Source organism: Homoserinimonas sp. A447 (genome assembly GCF_054489325.1).
The window spans coordinates 1,512,944-1,533,019 of sequence record NZ_JBTMWW010000001.1 but is presented as its reverse complement, the minus strand read 5'-3'; the positions used below and the strand labels follow the sequence as shown (position 1 = coordinate 1,533,019).

General features: G+C 66.5%; 20 protein-coding genes. 9 read left to right on the top strand and 11 right to left on the bottom strand.

The genetic code is table 11. From position 1 onward, the window contains the following. The first annotated feature begins 14 nt into the window (after positions 1–14). From ACX3O0_RS07490 to ACX3O0_RS07480, 3 genes are all read left to right on the top strand, one after another. Positions 15–1,190, top strand: a complete 1,176-nt coding sequence (locus ACX3O0_RS07490) for an acyl-CoA dehydrogenase family protein (RefSeq protein WP_459107311.1) — start codon at positions 15–17, stop codon at positions 1,188–1,190. 1 nt (position 1,191) lies between these two features. Then, complete coding sequence (locus ACX3O0_RS07485) at positions 1,192–1,836, top strand: alpha/beta hydrolase (protein WP_459107310.1); 645 nt, start codon at positions 1,192–1,194, stop codon at positions 1,834–1,836. 208 nt (positions 1,837–2,044) lie between these two features. Continuing rightward, positions 2,045–2,926 carry a hypothetical protein gene (locus ACX3O0_RS07480; protein WP_459107309.1) on the top strand — a complete coding sequence of 294 codons (882 nt, stop codon included), beginning with the start codon at positions 2,045–2,047 and terminating at the stop codon, positions 2,924–2,926. A 30-nt stretch (positions 2,927–2,956) separates the two neighbouring features. Here ACX3O0_RS07480 and ACX3O0_RS07475 read toward each other — a convergent pair whose 3' ends face one another. The 4 genes from ACX3O0_RS07475 to ACX3O0_RS07460 are packed head-to-tail and all read right to left on the bottom strand — an operon-like array spanning position 2,957 to position 5,282. Further along, entirely contained in the window at positions 2,957–3,715 is a 759-nt protein-coding gene (locus ACX3O0_RS07475) for an SDR family NAD(P)-dependent oxidoreductase (RefSeq protein WP_459107308.1), read from the bottom strand. Positions 3,716–3,724: 9 nt separating this feature from the next. Beyond that, positions 3,725–4,030, bottom strand: a complete 306-nt coding sequence (locus ACX3O0_RS07470; RefSeq protein WP_459107307.1) for a protealysin inhibitor emfourin — start codon at positions 4,028–4,030, stop codon at positions 3,725–3,727. Then, a complete protein-coding gene (locus ACX3O0_RS07465; protein WP_459107306.1) occupies positions 4,030–5,058 on the bottom strand; it encodes a M4 family metallopeptidase in 1,029 nt (342 codons plus the stop codon). Before ACX3O0_RS07465 ends, ACX3O0_RS07470 begins: the two co-directional genes overlap by 1 nt. A 47-nt stretch (positions 5,059–5,105) precedes the next feature. After that, positions 5,106–5,282 (bottom strand): hypothetical protein, encoded by a 177-nt coding sequence (locus ACX3O0_RS07460; RefSeq protein ID WP_459091515.1) that lies wholly within the window; start codon positions 5,280–5,282, stop codon positions 5,106–5,108. Positions 5,283–5,554: 272 nt separating this feature from the next. On the opposite strand from ACX3O0_RS07460, the gene rpsO reads away from it, so the two are divergent. Next, positions 5,555–5,824, top strand: coding sequence for a 30S ribosomal protein S15 (gene rpsO, locus ACX3O0_RS07455; protein WP_459091517.1), 270 nt, complete (start codon positions 5,555–5,557; stop codon positions 5,822–5,824). A gap of 75 nt (positions 5,825–5,899) precedes the next feature. On the opposite strand, the gene ACX3O0_RS07450 is transcribed toward rpsO, so the two are convergent. Next, entirely contained in the window at positions 5,900–7,015 is a 1,116-nt protein-coding gene (locus ACX3O0_RS07450) for a baeRF11 domain-containing protein (RefSeq protein ID WP_459107305.1), read from the bottom strand. A 104-nt stretch (positions 7,016–7,119) separates the two neighbouring features. On the opposite strand from ACX3O0_RS07450, the gene ACX3O0_RS07445 reads away from it, so the two are divergent. Next, the gene (locus ACX3O0_RS07445; protein WP_459091521.1) at positions 7,120–7,647 is read left to right on the top strand and encodes an adenine phosphoribosyltransferase; all 528 of its coding nucleotides are present in this window, start codon (positions 7,120–7,122) and stop codon (positions 7,645–7,647) included. Positions 7,648–7,662: 15 nt separating this feature from the next. Here ACX3O0_RS07445 and ACX3O0_RS07440 read toward each other — a convergent pair whose 3' ends face one another. Continuing rightward, entirely contained in the window at positions 7,663–8,778 is a 1,116-nt protein-coding gene (locus tag ACX3O0_RS07440) for a baeRF11 domain-containing protein (protein ID WP_459107304.1), read from the bottom strand. Between the two features lie 182 nt (positions 8,779–8,960). Between ACX3O0_RS07440 and ACX3O0_RS07435 the strand changes: the two genes are divergently transcribed. Together ACX3O0_RS07435 and ACX3O0_RS07430 are read left to right on the top strand one after the other, a co-directional pair. Further along, on the top strand, positions 8,961–10,076 hold the full coding sequence (locus tag ACX3O0_RS07435) for an LLM class flavin-dependent oxidoreductase (RefSeq protein WP_459092384.1): 1,116 nt from the start codon (positions 8,961–8,963) through the stop codon (positions 10,074–10,076). After that, the gene (locus ACX3O0_RS07430; protein WP_459107303.1) at positions 10,076–10,714 is read left to right on the top strand and encodes an FMN reductase; all 639 of its coding nucleotides are present in this window, start codon (positions 10,076–10,078) and stop codon (positions 10,712–10,714) included. Before ACX3O0_RS07435 ends, ACX3O0_RS07430 begins: the two co-directional genes overlap by 1 nt. Before the next feature lie 4 nt (positions 10,715–10,718). Here ACX3O0_RS07430 and ACX3O0_RS07425 read toward each other — a convergent pair whose 3' ends face one another. From ACX3O0_RS07425 to ACX3O0_RS07405, 5 genes are all read right to left on the bottom strand, one after another. After that, entirely contained in the window at positions 10,719–12,092 is a 1,374-nt protein-coding gene (locus ACX3O0_RS07425) for an NAD(P)(+) transhydrogenase (Re/Si-specific) subunit beta (protein ID WP_459091528.1), read from the bottom strand. After that, positions 12,089–12,403, bottom strand: a complete 315-nt coding sequence (locus ACX3O0_RS07420; RefSeq protein ID WP_459091530.1) for an NAD(P) transhydrogenase subunit alpha part 2 — start codon at positions 12,401–12,403, stop codon at positions 12,089–12,091. Before ACX3O0_RS07420 ends, ACX3O0_RS07425 begins: the two co-directional genes overlap by 4 nt. After that, entirely contained in the window at positions 12,403–13,548 is a 1,146-nt protein-coding gene (locus ACX3O0_RS07415; protein WP_459107302.1) for a Re/Si-specific NAD(P)(+) transhydrogenase subunit alpha, read from the bottom strand. Before ACX3O0_RS07415 ends, ACX3O0_RS07420 begins: the two co-directional genes overlap by 1 nt. A 266-nt stretch (positions 13,549–13,814) precedes the next feature. After that, positions 13,815–14,486: a response regulator gene (locus tag ACX3O0_RS07410; RefSeq protein WP_459107301.1), complete on the bottom strand. Its 672-nt coding sequence runs from the start codon at positions 14,484–14,486 to the stop codon at positions 13,815–13,817. Next, on the bottom strand, positions 14,483–16,459 hold the full coding sequence (locus ACX3O0_RS07405; RefSeq protein WP_459107300.1) for a sensor histidine kinase: 1,977 nt from the start codon (positions 16,457–16,459) through the stop codon (positions 14,483–14,485). The genes ACX3O0_RS07410 and ACX3O0_RS07405 overlap by 4 nt, the downstream gene beginning before the upstream one ends. Positions 16,460–16,672: 213 nt before the next feature. On the opposite strand from ACX3O0_RS07405, the gene ACX3O0_RS07400 reads away from it, so the two are divergent. Together ACX3O0_RS07400 and ACX3O0_RS07395 are read left to right on the top strand one after the other, a co-directional pair. After that, a complete protein-coding gene (locus ACX3O0_RS07400; RefSeq protein ID WP_459107299.1) occupies positions 16,673–17,341 on the top strand; it encodes a hypothetical protein in 669 nt (222 codons plus the stop codon). A 382-nt stretch (positions 17,342–17,723) separates the two neighbouring features. After that, positions 17,724–20,018, top strand: coding sequence for a polyribonucleotide nucleotidyltransferase (locus ACX3O0_RS07395; RefSeq protein WP_459107298.1), 2,295 nt, complete (start codon positions 17,724–17,726; stop codon positions 20,016–20,018). Positions 20,019–20,076 lie beyond the last annotated feature (58 nt).

Here is a 20,076-nt window from a genome sequence, read left to right as displayed (position 1 = left end):
GACATGCTGGAGGGGTGAATTCCTCCCTCACCGCAACGCCCGGCCAGTCGCTGCTGGGCGATGACCTCCTCGACCGCATCCATGCCAGGGCGTCCGGCTACGACCGGGACAACGAGTTCCCGACCGAGGACCTTCGGGCGTTGGCTGCTGCCGGCTACCTGGCGGCGCTGGTTCCCACCGAGCTCGGCGGCGCGGGCCTCAGCCTGCTCGAGGTCACCCGGGAGCAGGCGCGCCTGGCCGCCGCAGCACCGGCGACCGCGTTGGCGGTCAACATGCACCTCATCTGGACCGGTATCGCGAAGGCGTTGAGGGATCGCGGCGACAACAGCCTCGACTACGTGCTCACCGAGGCGGCGTCGGGGGAGGTCTTCGGGTTCGGCATCAGTGAGCCGGGGAACGACCTGGTGCTGTTCGACAGTGCGACGGATGCCCGGCGGCAGCCGGACGGCGGCTACGCCTTCACCGGCACGAAGATCTTCACCAGCCTCTCGCCGGTCTGGACCCGGCTGGGGGTCTTCGGCCTCGACGCCGCGGATGCCGAGCATCCGCAACTCGTTCACGCCTTCCTCGACCGCGCGGCGCCCGGCGTCACCATCCTCGATGACTGGGACACTCTCGGCATGAGAGCCACCCAGAGCAACACCACGCGCCTCGACGGCGCGATCGCCTCTCCGGAGCGGGTGTTCGGGTTCCGCGACCCTGGACCCAGTGCCGACCCGCTGGTCTTCGCCATCTTCGCGAACTTCGAGATCCTCCTGTCCTCGGTGTACACCGGCATCGCCCAGCGCGCACTGCAGCTCGCGGTCGAGAACGCGTCGGGCAGGCGATCAAGGAAGACCGGGCTGACCGGGGCGCAGAACCCGGACACGCGCTGGAAGGTCGCCGATGCTGCGATCGCCCTCGACGGGTTGGTGCCCCAGTTGGAGACGATCGCCCGCGACGTCGACGACGTGGTCGACCACGGCACCCAGTGGTTCCGCAAGCTGACCGGGCTGAAACTGCGGGCGACCGAGAACGCGCGTTTCGTGGTCGACCAGGCGATTCGAGTCTCTGGCGGCTCCAGCTATTTCACCGCCAGCGAGCTCGGCCGGCTGTATCGGGATGTGCTGGCCGGAGGCTTCCACCCGAGCAACGAGGATTCCGTTCATCAAACCGTGGCGACAGCGTTGCTCGGACCCCTGGAGGCGTGACATGACTGAAACCGTGACCATCGATGACTCGCTCGTCGTCTGGTCTCTTCCCCGGGAAGAGCTGGCCGACCGACCGTTGGTGGTGCTCATGCACGGGCGCGGTTCACACGAACAGGACCTCGCCGGCCTCATCCCGCTCCTGCCGGGTGAGTACGCCTACGCCTCGCTGCGTGCGCCGCTGCGGTTCGACGGTGGCGGCCACACCTGGTTCGCGGCGGGTGCTCCGGGGGAGCCGCCGGTCGCCAGCGTCGACGCTGCCGCGATCGCCGTATTGGAATGGCTCGATCGGGTCGCGCCGACCGGACCGGTCGCTGCAGCCGGCTTCTCCCAGGGCGGCGCGATGGCCACCAACCTCATGCGGCACGACCCCGACCGATTCGCCTGCTACGTCAACCTGGCCGGCTTCATCGTGCCCGGCGATGCACCGGCAGACTCGCGCTTGCCCGAGCTGTTGCCGCCGGTGTTCTGGGGGAGGGACCCGGCCGACCCGGTGATCCCGCAGTCCGCGATGGCCCGCGCCGAACAATGGTTACCGTCGCGGTCGCGATTGACCGCCCGTACCTACCCGGGTATCGGCCATTCCATCTCGGCCGAAGAAGTCGATGATGTCGCGCAGTTCCTCCGCGCCACGTTGAACGAGTCTTAAGAGACTCATCGCCCGGTGCGGCACTTGGTGCGGCTCTTCCGGGCGATGAGTTGATCTACCTCCAGCCTGCGCCTGTCGTCCGCGAAAATCAAGACCGTCTGCGGTTTCGTGCTGCCCCGTTGTGGGGATGTCCCCACCGGCCGGCGGAGCAATACGGTGGATGCGGTCGCGCCCCGCACTGTCGCGGCCCTTTCAAGGACCTTTGCCCATGACATTCGATGGATCCCGCGAGGACTCGCGCGCCCCGGTAGCCCTGCGGGCGCCCGCGCAGGTCGCCATCCGCGAGTTCCTGCACGTGCATCGCACGCTTCCACCCCGCGGCATCCGTTCCCGGCTGTTCGGGGAGAGCCCGATTTCGGCGTCGGGCGCGCACTGGTTCTGGGCTGCCGTCGGCGAGCTGGAGGTCGTGGCCGGGCTTCACCGGCTGGGGCCGGAGTGGTGCGTGCTGCACGGACTGCCAGGGCCGGCGCCGGCGCCGGCCGACGAGGCTGAGTCGTCAACAGCAGCCGGGCTCTCGTCCGGCGCTTCAACCGTCGACCACCTCATCATCGGACCAGCCGGGGTCTTCTCGGTTGCGATTCACGACCACACCAGGCAGAACGTCTGGGTCAGCCGTCGAGCCTTCGTCGTCGACGGCCATCGGGTGCAGCACATCCGCCAGGCGGAGGCAGTGGTCGGCCACGTCGAGCGGATGCTGGAGGCGGCTGCCGGCCGGGGCGTGCGGGCCAGCACCATCATCGCCGTCATCGACCCGGGATCGCTTGACGTGCGCAGCCTGCCGAAGGATGTGTTCGTCGTCGCCGCGGCATCCATCGCCACCTGGCTGAAGACCAGGGAGTGTGAGCTGGACCCGGCGATGGTCGCCGAACTGGCCGGGTACGCACGACTCGAGAGCACGTGGCCGGACGTGCCAGTGGCTGCCGCCGTCGAGGTCAGCGAGCAGGAGCGGGCCGAGTTCGAGCAGGTTCGCCGTGACGTGACGATAGCGCGCATCATCCGCGCCGTCTGGGCGATCGGAGCCACCGTTGCGCTGACCGGCACGCTGGTCGCCATCGGCATCCTGCAATTGGTGACGAACGCGCCGCTCTAGCGACTGCCCGGTGCCGGCGACCGCCTCCTGCTATCGCCCGCGCAGGGCGCCCGCCGCCACCAACCGTGACGGGAGCACCCGGCTGAGCGCCACGATGACCTTGTACCGGAAACTGGGCACGGTCACCGCCTTGCCCCTCGCTGCACCGCGGAGGGCGTCGGCGACCACGCGCTCGGGGGTGAGCCACAGGGCTTCCGGGATGTTGTCGGTCCTGGCCTTCATCCGCTGGTGGAACTCGGTGCGAACGAAGCCGGGCGCGACCGCCGTCACCGTGACGCCGCTGCGGCGGTAGTGGATATTCGCCCAGCGGCTGAAGCTGAGCACCCAGGCCTTGGCCGCACCATAGGTGCCCCGGGGCGTGTAGCCGGCGACGCTCGCGACATTGATGATGGTGCCGGTACGGCGGGGAACCATCTGGCCGAGGGCCGCGTGGGCAAGCCGCATCGGCGCTGCGACGAGCAGGTCGAGGTGACGGTTCTCATCCTGAATCGGGCTCTCGTGGAAGGTGGTGACGAGACCGAAGCCGGCGTTGTTGACCAGCACGTCGACCGGCTGCACGGGGTCCGCCAATCGGGCGGAGACTGCAGCGAGTCCAGCCGCCGTGACCAGGTCGGCCGGCAACAGCTCCACCGTCACGCCGAACTCCTCGGTCAGCTGGGCAGCCGTTGCCTGCAGGCGATCGCGATCACGTGCGACCAGGACCAGCGAACAGCGTTGTGCGGCGAGCTGCCTGGCGAATTCTGCGCCGAGCCCGGCGGTCGCTCCGGTGATGAGGGCAATGCGTGTCATGTCCCCACGTTATCCGGCCGGAGCGTCGTCCTCGTGCGAACCGGGGGCCTCCGCCGCACCGGCATCCTTCACCTTCTCGACCAGTTCGCGCCACGGGCCGTCGAGCCGGCGCTCGGGAATCACCGTCTCCCGCCTGGCACACCGCACGCGGTAGACGTACCGGTCGGGCTCATCGGGCGCTGCCGTCTCCCGGTCCCAGGGCAGGCGGTCGATCAGCTCTCGCCACTGCTCCTCGTCCGGCTGCTCTTCCACGCGTACGCTCCACTGGCGACTGAGTCCGGCAAAGCCCCCGCTTCGGATGACGGTGATGCGCATCAGGCCACCCCGACCGTTTCCCAGGCGGATTCCACCGCTGAATGCTCGGCTGACCCGTCGCCGAAGCGTGCGACAGAGGCATCCTTCGTCGCCTGTGCGAATCGGCTGAAGTCCGCGTCCGCCGGAAGTGTTCCTGCGGTGATGGTGTCGTACCAGATGGAGCCTGCCCGTTCCCAGGCGAACCCGCCGAGTTCGGCGGCAACCAGGTAGAAGGCGTGATTCGGGATGCCCGAGTTCAGGTGCACTCCGCCGTTGTCATCCAACGTCTCGATGTAGCCGCTCATGTTGTCCGGCTGCGGGTCCTTGCCGAGCACGTCGTCGTCGTAGGCCGTCCCCGGTGCCTTGAGCGACCTGATCGCGCTGCCCTGCACCAGCTCGGTGAACAGGCCCTCCCCGATGAGCCAGCTCGCGGCATCCGCCATCTGCTTTTTCGCATACTGCTCGACGAGGGCGCCGAAGACATCAGACACCGACTCGTTGAGCGCGCCCGACTGCCCCTCGTAGATGAGGTTGGTGGTGTACTGCGTCACCCCGTGGGCGAGCTCGTGCCCGATGACGCTCAGGGATGATGTGAACCGGGTGAATACCTGCCCGTCGCCGTCACCGAACACCATGCGCTCGCCGTTCCAGAAGGCGTTGTCGTACCCGTCGCCGTAGTGCACCGTGGCGTTCAGCGGATGGCCGCGGTCGTCGATGGAGCTGCGCTGGTACTGCGTGCTGAAAAGGTCGTAGGTGTGGCCGAGGCCGGCGTACGCCTCGTCGGCCGCAGGATCCCCGGTCGGTTCTTCGCCTTCCCGGCGAACGACCCGGCCGGGCAGCGTCTCAGCGTGGTCGGCGGTCGAGATGGTGCGCTGAAGCCCCGCGCCTGAACCCGTCGGCGGCACGTTCGGCGCGACTCGGCGGATGCTGCGAAAGGGAATGTCGTGCAGTAACGCCCGGCGCGCTGCAGCTGCCGCCTCGGCGAGGTGGGGTTCCTTCGTCTCGGCGATCCGCAGCAGGAGGTAAGGAGGAACGATGGTGCAACCCATGCCTCGATCCTGTCACGCCGTGCGTCCCGGGTCGAGGGAGCGCGCGCCTAGATGTGCTGTTCGAAGGCGGGGTCCCACGTCACCAGCGCGGTGGCGAGCACGACCGAGGCGAGGGAGACGATGAGGGCGTGGCGGCCCCGCTGAACGAATTGCTCCACCGATCCCGGGGCGCGGTGGCGGGCGCGGGAGAATTTCCAGGTGGTGATCTCGCGGTGCCTGGCCATGGTGTCGCCTCTCAGATCCGACCGTTGCAGACTCTTCACAGAATGGTGCGCATGGTACTGGTGTTACTAGTGGTGAACTAAGGTTCAACCTCAGCTTGAGATAACCCGGTACGACACGCGGGAGTTGCCCAAGTTCGTGTCCAACCGTCCAGCTCCAGCCCCCGCCCCGGTGGTGCTAAACTCTCAAGGTTGCCGTTTCAACGGCCGCGGATAAAGAGAGCTGGCGCATTCGGCGACCAGCACCGCGCAACGAGAGAAAAGGGGATCAATTTATGGCACTCGAACCAGATGTCAAGAAGGCGATCATCGAAGAGTACGCAACCCAGCCCGGTGACACCGGATCCCCCGAAGTGCAGGTCGCAATGCTGACCCAGCGCATCAAGGATCTCACCGAGCACCTCAAGGAGCACAAGCACGACCACCACTCACGTCGTGGCCTGCTTCTGCTGGTTGGCCAGCGCCGCCGTCTGCTCGGCTACCTGTCCGACGTGGACATCAACCGTTACCGCTCGCTCATCGAGCGTCTCGGACTGCGCCGCTAGCAAGAACTCTTGCCTTCTTAAGGACGGGCCGTCACCTTCGGGTGGCGGCCCGTTCTCTATTCAACCCGTTCCCGTTCAGAGGGGATAGCGCAGGACCGCGGCGACGGGCGACCCATCGGTGAGGTCCTTGTTCCGTACCGCCATCACGGCGCCACCGGAGCGCAGCACTCGCGATGCGATCTCATCGACCAGCGGGTAGGTGTCTGGGCCCTGTTTGCTCGCCTTTGTCACCTGACCTTGGTCGTCAATCGTTCCCTGGATACTGGACTCCACATCGAAATGGAGCGTGGCTATCGCGGCAGAGGTTGCCGCGCGGGCGACGTCGTCGAACCTGCTGGTGGCAAGTCCCTGGCTCCGCTTGGTGCCGAAGGACTCCTTCCACTGCACCAGCTCCCGACGGTAGTGCTGTTCCAGGATGGCCTTCGCCTTCGTGTCGAGCTCGTCCCGGCTCAGCGAGTCCGGATGCACCTCGATGCCCTCGGGAAGCAGTGCCGGGTAAGTGTTCACGGAGCGATAGCTTGGCCCGAAGTCGTTCGACGCAGCGAGGATCAGCGGGAGCCGATTGTCGCCGATCTGCTCGAGAACCGCGTCCTGGATGATGCGGCAGTACCGTTGCTGCTCGATGCGCTGGCCGTGGGACCCCATCGCGCGACCGCGGTCGGCCTGCCCATCGTTGTCGGCATGCTCGAGCACGCTGTGAAGATCTGACGGCAGCGCCAGGTCGAGCTTGATCGGCCGGCTCCCGGCGGCAATCCCGTAGAAGCAGACGTCACCTTCCGTCACGGCGAGCACATAACCGGCATTCGCCGTTCCCAGGGAGCGCAACAGGGGTCCGACCCGGAAACGGTCGCCGACGACCACCGTCTCCGGCACGCGGTAGAGCAGCCGGAAAGCGTGCAGGGCATCCGGCGCGACGAGTATGCCGAGGCCCTCCGCTTGGTTCTGCCAGAACTCCGGGTCATCGTCCAGCTCCGAGACCAGGTCAAGGACACGGTCGATGACGACCTTGTCCACCTGCTGGCTTTCAAGTCGTGTGCCGGCCTGCCGTGCTGCATTCTTCAACGCCAGGCGCATCGCCTGGTTCTCGGTGGGGAGGGGGGACGATGGCAGGTAAATGCTGACGCTTGCGTCATCCCGGTGATCTGTCAGTTCGGTCAATTGAGTCGTGGACGGAATCGTTGCGGGGATCATGCATTCACGCTACGCCGGAGGCCCTGAAGGTGCAGCCAAGTTCATGGATCTTCAAGGTTTGCGCGGAGGCGGGCGCCCCGTCGAGCGTTCGGTAACGTTGTCTTGTGCCAGAATCTGCCGCTTCGGCTGTGACCTCCCGCCTGTCCACTGTTCCCGACTTCCCCGAGAAGGGGGTCCTGTTCCGTGATCTCACGCCGGTGCTGGCGGATGCTCGGAGCTTTGCCGCGGTGGTCGACAACCTCGGCGATGCCTTTGCCGGGCAATTCGACGCCGTCGCCGGGGTGGAGGCCAGAGGTTTCCTTCTGGCGTCCGCCGTCGCCTATCGCGCTGGCACGGGCGTGATTGCCGTGCGCAAGGCAGGCAAGCTTCCCGGGCCGGTCATCACCGAGCGGTATTCGCTGGAGTACGGCGAGGCTGCTCTCGAGATCGAGCCAGGGCATGTGCCGACGGGGTGCCGCGTGCTCATCCTGGACGACGTGCTGGCCACCGGCGGAAGCGTCAACGCCACTGCCCGGCTGTTGCAGCGGGCCGACTGCACGATCGCCGGCGTCGGCGTTGTTCTCGAGCTGGAGGGCCTGGGCGGCCGAGAACGGGTCGGCGACCTCCGATTGCACTCAATTCTCAGCTTGTAGGGCTGTGCCTGGTCGTTAGAGCGCGTAGCGCAGGCTCGCGGCCACCGGCGAGTCGTCCGGGAGATCACCCGCGCGCACGGCCTTGACGGTGCCGCCACTGCGCAGTACCCGTGCGGCAACCTCGTCGACGATGCCGTAGGTCATCGGCCCAGGCGCGTCAGCGGAATGGACCACCCCGACGTCGTCGATGGTTCCCTCCAGCGTGGAATCGATATCGAACAGCAGCCCGTCTACGGCTCCCACGGTGGCCGCCCTGGCCACTTCGCTGAGCTGACTGGTCGCGAGGCCGTTGCTGCGTTGCGTCCCGAAGAGTTCCCGCCATTGGCTCAATTCAGCGGCATAGTGTCCGTCGAGGATCTCCCGCGTGCGGGCATCCAGTTCGTCGATCGTCAACGACTCGGGGTTCGCCTGGATTCCGCGATCGAGCAGCCCTGGATAGCTGTTGATTTCCCGATATGCCGGCTCCAGCGCACGACTTGCTGCCAGGACGAGCGGTAAGGCTGTGTCCCCGATGCGGTCCAGCACGGCGTCCTGCACCAATCGACAGTAGCGCTGCTGCTCGATCCTCTGCCCGGTTGCGCCGTCGGCGCTTTCGCGGTCGAACCGACCGCTCGTCGTCGTGTACTCGAGCACCGTGTGGAGGTCGGCGGGCAGCCCGGGAAGGTCGAGTTCGACGGGGTGCTGGTTGGCCGACAGCTCCAGCAAGTGCACATCGCCCTCCGTCACCGAGAGCACGAAACCGCCGTGGGGAAAAGTCACTGACCGCAGCAGGGTGCCGATGTCGAAGCGGTCCCCGACGCTGACCTGGCTCTGGAGATCGTTCGCCAACCGGAACGCGTGCATCACGCCGGGGGCGGCGAAGACGGCGATTGCGCGGGATTGGTTCTGCCAGAATTCCCGGTCCGATTCGAGGGCGCGCAGGGTGTCGCCCAACGCCGTGATCCGCGGTTTCGGCATACCGATCTCGGCCAGCTGGGCCTCGGCATCATTGATGGCATTCTTGAGAGCGATCTTGACCGCATCGGTCTCGGTCGGCAACGGCGACGACGGCAGGTAGATGCTGACACTGGGCTCATCGCGGTGGTCGGTCAGCTCGGACAGATCAGCAGGGGTGGGAAGCGTAAGGCGCATGAATCCGACCATACGCAGGTGAGCGGTGAAGCTCCTGAGTCGTGTGGGACGAGGGCTGGGAGTGTGCTGGGGGAAATGAAGGGAATAGTTTCGGATGCGACCGGGTTGGCATACAATGTATATGCAAACGCATAGAAAGGCTTGAGCGTATGAACGCCACACCCGCTGCCGGCAATCGGCAGATGCAGTTCGGAATCTTCAGCGTCGGTGACATCACCACCGACCCCACCACCGGCAAGACACCTACCGATGCATCGCGTCTGCAGGACGTCCTCACCATCGCGCAGCACGCCGAAGAGGTCGGCCTCGACGTCTTCGCGATGGGGGAGCATCACAACCCGCCGTTCTTCCCTTCGAGCCCGGTGGCGATCAACAGCTGGCTGGCCGCCAAGACCAACCGCATCATCCTGTCGACCGCGACCACGCTCATCACCACCAACGACCCGGTGCGCCTGGCGGAGGACTACGCCATGCTGCAACACCTCTCCGGTGGACGAATGGACCTCACGCTGGGCCGCGGCAACACCGGACCGGTGTACCCGTGGTTCGGCGAGGACATCCGCCAGGGCATCCCGCTCGCGCTCGAGAAATACGCCCTGCTGCGCAAGCTCTGGCGCGAAGACTACGTCGACTGGGAAGGCCAGTTCCGCACGCCGCTGCAAGGCTTCCAGTCAACGCCGCGCCCCCTCGACGGAACGCCGCCCTTCGTCTGGCACGGCAGCATCCGCAGCCCCGAAATCGCCGAGCAGGCCGCGTTCTATGGTGACGGATTCTTCTCGAACCACATCTTCTGGCCGGGCAGCCACACCGCCAAGATGGTCGGCTTCTACCGCCAGCGGTTCGAGCACCACGGCCACGGCACGGCAGCGCAGGCGATCGTCGGCCTCGGCGGCCAGGCGTTCATGCGAAAGAATTCGCAGGACGCGGTGAACGAGTTCCGCCCGTACTTCGACCAGGCACCCGTCTACGGAAACGGCCCCAGCCTGGAGGAGTTCACCTCGCAGACGCCGCTGACCGTCGGCAGCCCGCAGCAGGTCATCGACCGCACGCTCAGTTTCCGCGACTACGTCGGCGACTACCAGCGCCAGCTCTGGCTGATGGACCACGCCGGACTTCCGCTGAAGACCGTGCTCGAGCAGCTCGACCTTCTCGGCGGCGAGGTGGTTCCGGTGCTGCGCAAGGAGATGGCCAAGAACCGCCCGGCCGAGGTTCCGGATGCTCCGACCCACGAATCAGTGAAGGCAGCGAATGCGGCAGCAGCCGTCGCGGCCGCCGAGAAGAACGTAGGGGTGAAGTAATGGGCGCTGTCAAGGAAAAGCGCCGGATCGCCGTCGTCTCCGCCGGGCTCAGCAAGCCGTCATCCACGCGGATGCTGGCCGACCGCCTGGCCGACGCAGTCGTGTCCCGGCTGGTCGAGAAGGGTTACGACGTCACCGTCGAGACCTTCGAGTTGCGGGACACTGCGCAGGACGTGACCAACAACATGTTGACCGGGTTCCCCAGCCCAGCGCTGGAGGAGGTCATCGACAAGGTGACCACTGCCGACGGGCTCATCGTGGTGACTCCGATCTTCACGACCAGCTACAACGGCCTGTTCAAGTCGTTCTTTGACGTGATCGACAACCAGGCACTGGTCGACATGCCGGTGCTGATCGGGGCCACCGCGGGAACGGCCAGGCACTCGCTGGTGCTCGACTATGCCCTGCGCCCGCTGTTCACCTACCTGCACGCGATCGTCGCACCGACCGGGGTATTCGCCGCATCATCCGATTGGGGCAGCGGTGCCGACAAGGTCAAAACATTGCACGACCGGGTGGAGCGCGCTGCCGGAGAGCTTGCCTCTTTGGTCGAGGCGTCCACCCGCTCCAGCGAAGTCCGTGACCCGTTCGCGCTCGACGCCTCGTTCAGCCCGACCGGCTCCTACGTGATCGACTGACGCGTTACAACGCCTTCACCGCACCGAGTACCTGCGTGAGCGACGCCTTGGCGTCGCCGAACAGCAGCGCGGTTTTCGGGTCGTAGAGCAACTCGTTCTCGATTCCGGCGAACCCTGGCCGCATCGACCTCTTGAGGAACACCACCTGGCCGGCCTGTCCGACCTCAAGGATCGGCATGCCGTAGATGGGGGATCCCGCACTGGTCTTCGCCGCGGGGTTGACCACATCGTTGGCGCCAACGACCAGCACCACATCGGTGTGGGCGAACTCGGCGTTCACCTCATCCAGTTCCTTGAGCAGTTCGTACGGCACGTTCGCCTCGGCAAGCAACACGTTCATGTGGCCGGGCATCCGGCCGGCCACCGGGTGGATGCCGAACGTCACGTCGATGCCGCGCTCCTCCAGCGCTTCGGCCAGCTCAGCGATGGTGTGCTGGCCCTGTGCAACGGCCAGGCCGTAGCCGGGAACGATGACCACTCGCTGCGCATAGCCGAGCTGAACAGCGACGTCCTCAGCGGACGAGGACCGGACCGGTCGGTCGCTGACGGTTGTGGACCCGGCAGTGGAACCGCCGCGGAAGGCGCCGAACATGATCCCACTGACGCTTCGGCCCATGGCTTTCGCCATCGCCTGGGTCAGGATGGTTCCGCTGGCACCCACGAGAGTTCCCGCGACGAGCAGCAGCACGTTGCCGAGCACGACACCGGATGCCGCGACGGCGAGACCGGTGAAGGCGTTCAGCAGCGAGATGACGATCGGCACATCCGCCCCGCCGACCGGCAGAACCAGGAGAACTCCGGCAACCAGCCCGAGCAGCAGGAGCCCGACGGCCCAGGACCAGGCCCCGGTGATGACCACGAGTGTGCCGGCGGCGAGCGAGGCGAGCAACACGATCGACATGACCCAGGCGAGCCCCGGAAAGAGGATCGGGCGGGTGGTGATGAGTTCCTGCAACTTCAACACCGTCACTGCTGAGCCCGCGAAGGACACCGCACCGACCAGCATCGTGAACACGATTGCGACCCGAACCCAGAGGTCCTCGTTGTGCCCGAGCTCAAGCACCGCGACCAGTGCGGCCGCGCCGCCGCCGACACCGTTGAACAGCGCAACCAGTTGCGGCATCTGGGTCATCTGCACCTTGCGGGCGATGGGAACGGCGATCGCCGAGCCCACCAGGATGGCCGCGATGATGAGCACCACGTTGTCGAGTTCCATCGACAGGAACACCGTGACGACGGCCAGTACGGCGCCGGCGGCCCCGATCAGGTTTCCGCGACGTGCGCTTTGCGGCGAGCTGAGCCCCTTGAGGGCGAGGATGAAGCAGACTGCGGCCACCAGGTAGGCGAGCGCGGTGATCTCGGGAGCGAGGATGTTCACTTGGCGTCACCTTCCGACGAGGCAGAAGCCGGTTTCTTACGGCCACGGAACATTTCGAGCATCCGGTCGGTGACCACGAAGCCGCCGACCAGGTTCGCTGTTGCGAGCACCACGGCGATCAGCGCAACCGTGAGCAGCAGGGGATCGCCGGTCTGGCCGGCGACGATGATCGCACCGATCAGGATGATGCCGTGGATGGCATTGGCACCGGACATCAGCGGCGTGTGCAGCTTGCTGGTCACCTTGGAGACCACCTCGAAGCCGACGAAGACGGCAAGCACAACCACCGTCAAGAGCGTGACAGCATCCATTATTTCTGTCCTTCCAGGGCTTCGGCGGTCGGTGCGTGGCGCACGGTGCCTTCGTGGGTGAGGCAGGCGCCGGCGATGACCTCGTCATCGAAATCCAGCGCCAGCTGACCGTCGGCGATCATGAGGGTGAGCAGGTTGGAAACGTTCTTCGCGTAGAGGCGCGAGGCGTCCGTCGGGATGGCCGACGGCGCATCCGCCAGGCCGACGAGGGTCACGTGACCACCGTCGACGGCGACCTTCACGTCACTGCCTGCGACGACGCCCTCGACGTTTCCGCCGCTCTCGGCGGCCAGATCCACCACCACGGATCCGGCGCGCATCCCGGCCACCATGTCGGCGGTGACCAGCAGGGGGGCGGCCCGGCCGGGGATGGCAGCCGTGGTGATCAGGATGTCTGCAGCAGCGACGTGGGGTGCGAGCAGCTGACGCTGGCGCTCCGCGCGGTCGTCGCTCAACGCTCGGGCGTAGCCGCCGGTGCCGGCGCTCTCAGCCGCGTCGAGATCGAGGTTGATGAAGGTGCCGCCCATCGACTTCACCTCGTCGGCGGATGCCGGGCGGATGTCGTTGGCTGAGACCCGGGCACCCAGCCGCTTGGCGGTGCCGATGGCCTGGAGCCCGGCGACGCCGGCGCCCAGCACGAGAACCTTGGCCGGGGGAATGGTTCCGGCGGCGGTCATGTACAGGGGGAAGAAGCGCGGGAACCGGGTGGCCGCCTCCAGCACGGCGCGGTAGCCGGCCACCAGGGCTTGGGAGCTGAGCGCGTCCATCGATTGGGCGCGGGAGATGCGGGGGAGCAGCTCCAGCGCGAACGACGTCACGTTTCGTGCCGCGAGAGCACTGACGGTGGGGAGTTCGGATGCCGGGGAGGCGAGCCCGATCGTCACCGCCTGTTCCTTCAGCCGGGCGGCATCCGCTGGAGACAACGCGCGAACATGGCAGTAGACATCGAGCGTCCCCAACTCGAGCTTCGGGACGACGGATGCCCCGGCAGCCTCGTACGCTCCGTCCGCGTACCCGGATTCCACGCCGGCACCGGATTCGACGATGACCTCCAGGTCGAGCGCCGCCAATGTCGCGACGGTTTCCGGCGTAGCCGCCACCCGTCGTTCTCCTGCGCGGCTCTCCCGCACTATTCCAACTCGCATTCGAAGTCCTCTCTGACGCGCATCAGCGTATCGACAGCGAGGCGGCTGTCCGGCGATATGACGCGCGTCCGCCGCGAAAGAAACGTCGAAATTTCGTCCACGGTGTCCACCACTGGATGTTTCGGGCCCATGCGCGCAGGCCAGCGACCAGGTGTGGTGGCACCACCTCGAGTTGTCCACGGTCGATGACATCGACGACGAGGTGGTCGCCTGGCGGAGGGAGGCGTTCGATGCGGTGAGCTGAGACCGCGATCATCCAGGGGGCATCAGGCGCGGGCAGTGCCGAAGCCAAGTTTGCGAGCCCGCACCACCGCTTCGCCACGATCGGTCGCCTGCAGCTTTCCGATGATGGTCGACACGTGATTACGCACCGTCTTGGGCGAGAGGAACAGGCGGGCAGCGATGGTCTGGTTACCCCATCCCTCGGCCATCAAACCCAGCACATCCCGCTCGCGCGGCGTCAGCCCTGCCGCATCCAGAACACCATCGTCGGCGTCGACGGCAGTATTGCTGCCCGGCAGGCCGGCGAAGTGCGCCTGCACGCGCTTGGCGACTCCCTGCCCGAGCAGAAGTACCTCGCCTCCAGCAACCGCCTCGATTCCGCGCACGAGTTCTTCCTTACCGACGCCCTTGACCAGGTAACCCATCGCGCCTGCCCGAAGCGCTGCGAAAACGGATGCGTCGTCATCCGACATGGTGAATGCGACGACTGCGGTGTCCGGCACCTTCTCAAGGATTTGCCGGGTCGCCTCGATGCCGGAGAAGTCGGGCAGGGAGAGGTCCATCAACACCACAGTCGGCCGGTGTTCGACGGCCAGGCGGACGGCCTCGCCCGCAGTTGCGGCCTCAGCGACGACTCGCAGTTCGCTTCTGGCCAGCGCGGCGCTCACACCATCACGGACGATCGGATGGTCGTCGACGACGAGGACGGTGATCACTGCACGATCACCGCCAGCGGCAGTTCCGCCGTCACCGTCGTTCCGCCCCCGGAACGCTCGGTGATGCGCAGGCGACCACCGATCTCCTCCGCGCGTGCTCTCATCGATGGCACTCCGACCCCCTCCCTGGACGCGTTTCCCGCAGTGTCGATCCCGCGACCGTCATCGTCGACGCGGATGACCAGGATGCCCTCGAGGACGTGTGCTCGAACCGTGCACGTGGTCGCACCGGCGTGGCGAACGACGTTCGCGAGCGCTTCAGTCGCGATCCGATAGGCGGCAACCTCGGCGGCTGGGGGAATTCTCGGCAGCGGGGCGAAGACCAACTCGACCGGCAGCCCGCCGGCGGAGAGCGAACGAGCATGCTCGGCCAGGGATTCGGCGAGACCGAGCTGGTCCAGCTCTGCTGGGCGAAGGCCGTCCAGGTTCCGGCGAAGGCTGGCGATGACACCCTGCAGCGACTGCTTCACCCGCCGGGCGAGGTCGGCGGCGGCTTCGGCGTCGGCCGCGACCGAGTCCACGAGGGCATCCACCTGCAGTGTCATGCCGGCAAGCGTTGGCCCGAGCCCGTCGTGCAAGTCTCGGCGCAGTCGCAGCCGCTCCTCTTCACGCGCAACGACCAGGGCCGCGCGTGACGCCTGCAGGGACTCGCTCATCGTGGCCGCGTGCGCGACAAGCGCAAGCTGCTGGGTGAGGGCGGCAACGACCGCGAGATCTGCCGGCGTCAGCGAGTCACCGCGATTTCGTGGAGCGACGGTGAGCCGGCCCAACTGGGTGCCGAACGCGATGAGATCGAACCCTGCGCGTTCCGCCGTGCTGTCACCCCAGTGCGATCCGGGCTTGCCATCCAACTCGATCCCGACGTATCCGAGGTGGAGACTCTCCCCGATCTGCGCCACCGCGGCGGCAACGAGTTCGTCCGGTTCGTGGGCAGCTCCGACGCCGGTCGCCACAGCCGTCAAGGCGCGCTGGGGGTTTCTCCGGTCCCGGAACAGCCGCCTTTCAACCAGCGAGGTGACGGCATCCTTGAGCGGCGATATCCCGACAGCGACGATGGCGCTCGCCGCCAGAGTGGCCACGGCCGATGCCTCGAACCCGATCAGGCTGGTCGCTCCCCAGAGCACCCCTGCGTACACGACGACCACGGCCGAAGTCACGACGGCGTACACCGCCGACCGCTTGAACACCACGTCGATGTCGAACAACCTGGCATCCAGCACCGCCGCGGCGGTGGCGAGCGGGAGAGCGACGACCTGCAATCCTTCGAGAACGGCACCAACGGCCGGGTCCAGCGACGGGAATGCCAGTCCAAGCGAGAATCCGACGACCACCAGGGCGATGATGAGCAGTGCCGCAAGGCCCAACCAGGAGAGCTGTCTGCGCGACTGGCCTGCTGCGCCGCGCCAGCGCAGCACCAGCGCGGTTGCGGCTGTCAGGGTGACGAGTGCACTGGCCACCAGGAGGAGGTCGATGCCGGCGCTCGCGATGCCGGCAAACGCCGGAACGGCCAGTGGGGATGCGATGCCCGGTACCAGCTCATCCGGATTCACCGCGACCAGCACCAGGAGAGCCAGCACGAGCACAGCGACCGCCCAAGTCAGACACCGTCCCAACCGGTCTCGGATGCGCCCATCCGGGAACAGTAGAAGCGGCAGCGTCGTGAGGGTGACCCAGGCGATGCCGAACAGCGCGAGAGATGCCAGCAGCACCCAGCCATCACTCGCAAGCTCACCCATGATCGCGGCGAGCATGGTGGCCGCGCCTGAGCCGACGAAAACCCAGCCGATGGCGTTGCGTGCCCTGGCTGCGACGATCACCGAGCCGATCAGCGCGAGCACCGCGAAGCTGCTGAGCCAGATCAGGTCGGAGAGCTGCGTTTCCCCTTCGGCGAGACCGACGGCGATCAGGGTGGTGATGAGGGCGCCAGTGATCGCGAACGCAGTGAGCGGAGCGTGTCGAACGCGTTGTCGCATGTGATCCTCGGCGTGGTCCGGTGGTTTCGCGTCAGTCTATGAGTGAACCTCGCCCGGCACAGGGGACGTTCGTCCCGACTTCGCCGCCGGTTACCCGGGACAGCCGTCGGGCTGATGAGGACGCGATGAGGACGGATGCCACTCGCGGCCACCCGACGCCAGGGGCGAGTCTCGAAGGGTGCGGCCACCGTGACCGTGCAGAACGGAGAACCCATGTCAGTCCCTGCTGAAACCCAGGCCGATCGGCCGACGTACCCACGATCGAAGCGACGAATCACCTTCGGCGCATTCAGCGGCGCACTCGTCACCGCCCTGCTGTTCGCCGCCTGGGCCCCGGACCCCGCGACGGACACCTCGCCCGCCGGTCTACGCGAGTACCTGGAGGCATCCGGTGACGCGCTGCAGGTCTACTCCCTCCTGCTTGCGGTCGCCGCGACGGCCGTCGCGTTCTTCAGTGCCCACCTTCGAGGTGTGCTGCGCCGGGCATCCGCCGACACCGGCTATGGTGCCGATTTCGTGTTCGGTGGCGGAGTGCTCTGCGCGGCCTGGCTGCTTATCGCCGCCGGCTTCACCGGCTCGCTGGCCTTCAGCGACTTCGCCGCACTCGATGACACCCTCCTTATCTCGTATTGGGGACTCGGCGCAGTTGGAGACATGGTGGGTACAGCTGCTTTCGTCGTCAAGGGCGCGGTGATGGTTGCGGCGTCGCTGGTGATTCTCCGTACCCGCGCCCTCGCTGCCTGGGTGGGATGGCTGGGGCTCGCGTTCGGCGCCCTGACCTGGGCCGCACTGGCGGTCGACCCCTTGTTCTACGCAGGAATCTTCGCGTTCGCGCTTTGGCCGCTGGCCATCTCGATCGCGGTTCTGTTTCGCCGCCGCTGAGCGGTGGTCGCTGACGTTGTCGCGGTGTCGCTGTCCCGACCAGGACGGCGCGCCGCGATGACGCTAGGCGCTACAAGGGGAGACTGGTAAGCTCTACGAGGTTGCCCAAGGGCATCCGCTCAGTCACATTGAACTGAGCACAATTTAATACTGAGCAACCTATGGAGCAGGCCGGCAAGACGCTGGTCACCGGTGGTGATTTTCCAGACATGAGGTCTGGCGGATTTCTACTGTTGGCCAGACATGCGCCCCACTCTAGGGACCTTCGCACGTACACAGCCGGACGCCTGTCCAGGACTACGTGTCATCGAACCCGCTCCTGCTCCTTGATGAGTCGCGGCCCAATACGGGGTTGCGACGTAAAACAAAGGAGACACCCTTTATGGAGGGTCCAGAAATCAAATTCGCCGAAGCCGTTCTCGATAACGGCAAGTTCGGCAAGCGTACGGTCCGTTTTGAGACCGGCCGCCTCGCCCAGCAGGCACAGGGTGCCGTCGCTGCCTATCTTGACGAAGAAACCATGCTGCTCAGCGCCACCAGCGCCGGAAAGCACCCGCGTGAGGGCTTCGACTTCTTCCCGCTCACCGTCGACGTCGAAGAGCGTTCGTACGCAGCCGGAAAGATCCCCGGATCGTTCTTCCGCCGCGAAGGCCGCCCATCGACGGAAGCCATCCTGGTCTGCCGTCTCATCGACCGCCCCCTGCGCCCGTCGTTCGTCGACGGCCTGCGCAACGAGGTGCAGATCGTCATCACCGTCCTGAGCATCGCCCCCGGCGAGTTCTACGACGCACTGGCCATCAACGCGGCTTCCGCGTCGACCCAGATCTCCGGCCTGCCCTTCAGCGGCCCGATTGCCGGCATCCGCATGGCGCTCATCCCGAACTCGAACGGCGCAGACCAGTGGGTCGCCTTCCCGAACGTCACGCAGCTTGAAGACGCGGTCTTCGACCTGACCGTCGCCGGTCGCATCGTTACCGACGCCAATGGCGTCGAGGACATCGCGATCATGATGGTCGAGGCCGAGGCCACGGAGGGTTCCTGGAACCTGATCAAGGCCGGCGCCACCAAGCCCGACGAGACAGTCGTCGCCCAGGGTCTGGAGGCGTCCAAGCCGTTCCTCATGCAGCTGGCCAAGGCGCAGTCCGAGATGGCTGCCCAGTCGGCCAAGGAGATCCAGGACTTCCCGGTCTTCACCGCGTACGACCAGGAGACCTACGACGCCGTCGCCGGTCTCGCCTACGACCGCCTGAAGGACGTTTACCAGATCGCCGCGAAGACCGAACGCCAGGACGCGGATGACGCGCTCAAGGACGAGGTCAAGGCCGCCATCGCGGCCAAGGTCACCGCCGGGGAACTGCCGGAGGCTGCCAACGGACAGGTGTCTGCCGCCTACAAGTCGGTCACCAAGAAGATCGTTCGCGACCGCATCCTCACCGAGGGCGTCCGCATGGACGGCCGCGGCCTGGCCGACATCCGCCCGCTGGATGCTGAAGTTCAGGTCATCCCGCGCGTTCACGGTTCAGCGATCTTCCAGCGCGGCGAGACCCAGATCCTGGGTGTCACCACGCTGAACATGCTGAAGATGGAGCAGCAGATCGACTCGCTGAGCCCGATCACCAAGAAGCGCTACCTGCACCACTACAACTTCCCGCCGTACTCGACCGGTGAGACCGGCCGGGTTGGTTCTCCGAAGCGTCGCGAGATCGGGCACGGCTTCCTCGCCGAGCGCGCCCTCGTGCCGGTGCTGCCGGGCCGCGAGGAGTTCCCGTACGCGATCCGCCAGGTGTCCGAGGCTCTCGGCTCCAACGGTTCGACGTCGATGGGCTCCGTCTGCGCGTCCACCCTGTCCCTGCTCAATGCCGGTGTGCCGCTGCGCGCCCCGGTTGCCGGCATCGCCATGGGCCTCGTCTCCGACACGGTTGACGGCGAAACCCGCTACGCGGCGCTGACCGACATCCTGGGTGCGGAGGACGCCCTCGGCGACATGGACTTCAAGGTCGCCGGTACGAGCGAGTTCATCACCGCGATCCAGCTCGACACCAAGCTCGCGGGGCTCCCGTCGTCGGTGCTCGATGGCGCGCTGAAGCAGGCCAAGGAAGCCCGCACGGCGATCCTCTCGGTGATCAACGCCGCGATCGACGCTCCTGACGAGATGGCGCCGACCGCGCCGCGCGTCATCAGCGTGCAGATCCCGATCGACAAGATCGGCGAGCTGATCGGCCCGAAGGGCAAGAACATCAACCAGATCCAGGATGACACCGGAGCCGACATCTCAATCGAGGATGACGGAACGGTGTACATCGGTGCGGTTGACGGCCCATCTGCTGAGGCCGCCCGCATGGCGGTCAACGCCATCGCGAACCCGCTGAACCCCGAGGTGGGGGAGCGGTTCCTGGGCACGGTCGTGAAGATCGCCACCTTCGGTGCGTTCGTCTCGCTCATGCCCGGCCGTGACGGCCTGCTGCACATCTCCGAGGTGCGCAAGCTTGCCGGTGGAAAGCGCGTCGAGAACGTCGAAGACGTGCTCGGTGTCGGCCAGAAGATCCAGGTCGAGATCACCAAGATCGATGACCGCGGCAAGCTGTCGCTGGCCCCGGTCCAGGATGAGACCGAAGCGGCGGACACCGACAGCTCGGCGGCAACCGGCGAGCACGCTCAGGCTCCGGCCGAAGGCTAGGAGCGCCAGGTCTGCCCGTAGCCTCTCGCCAGGCCGCGGGTAAGACGAAAGGGCCCAT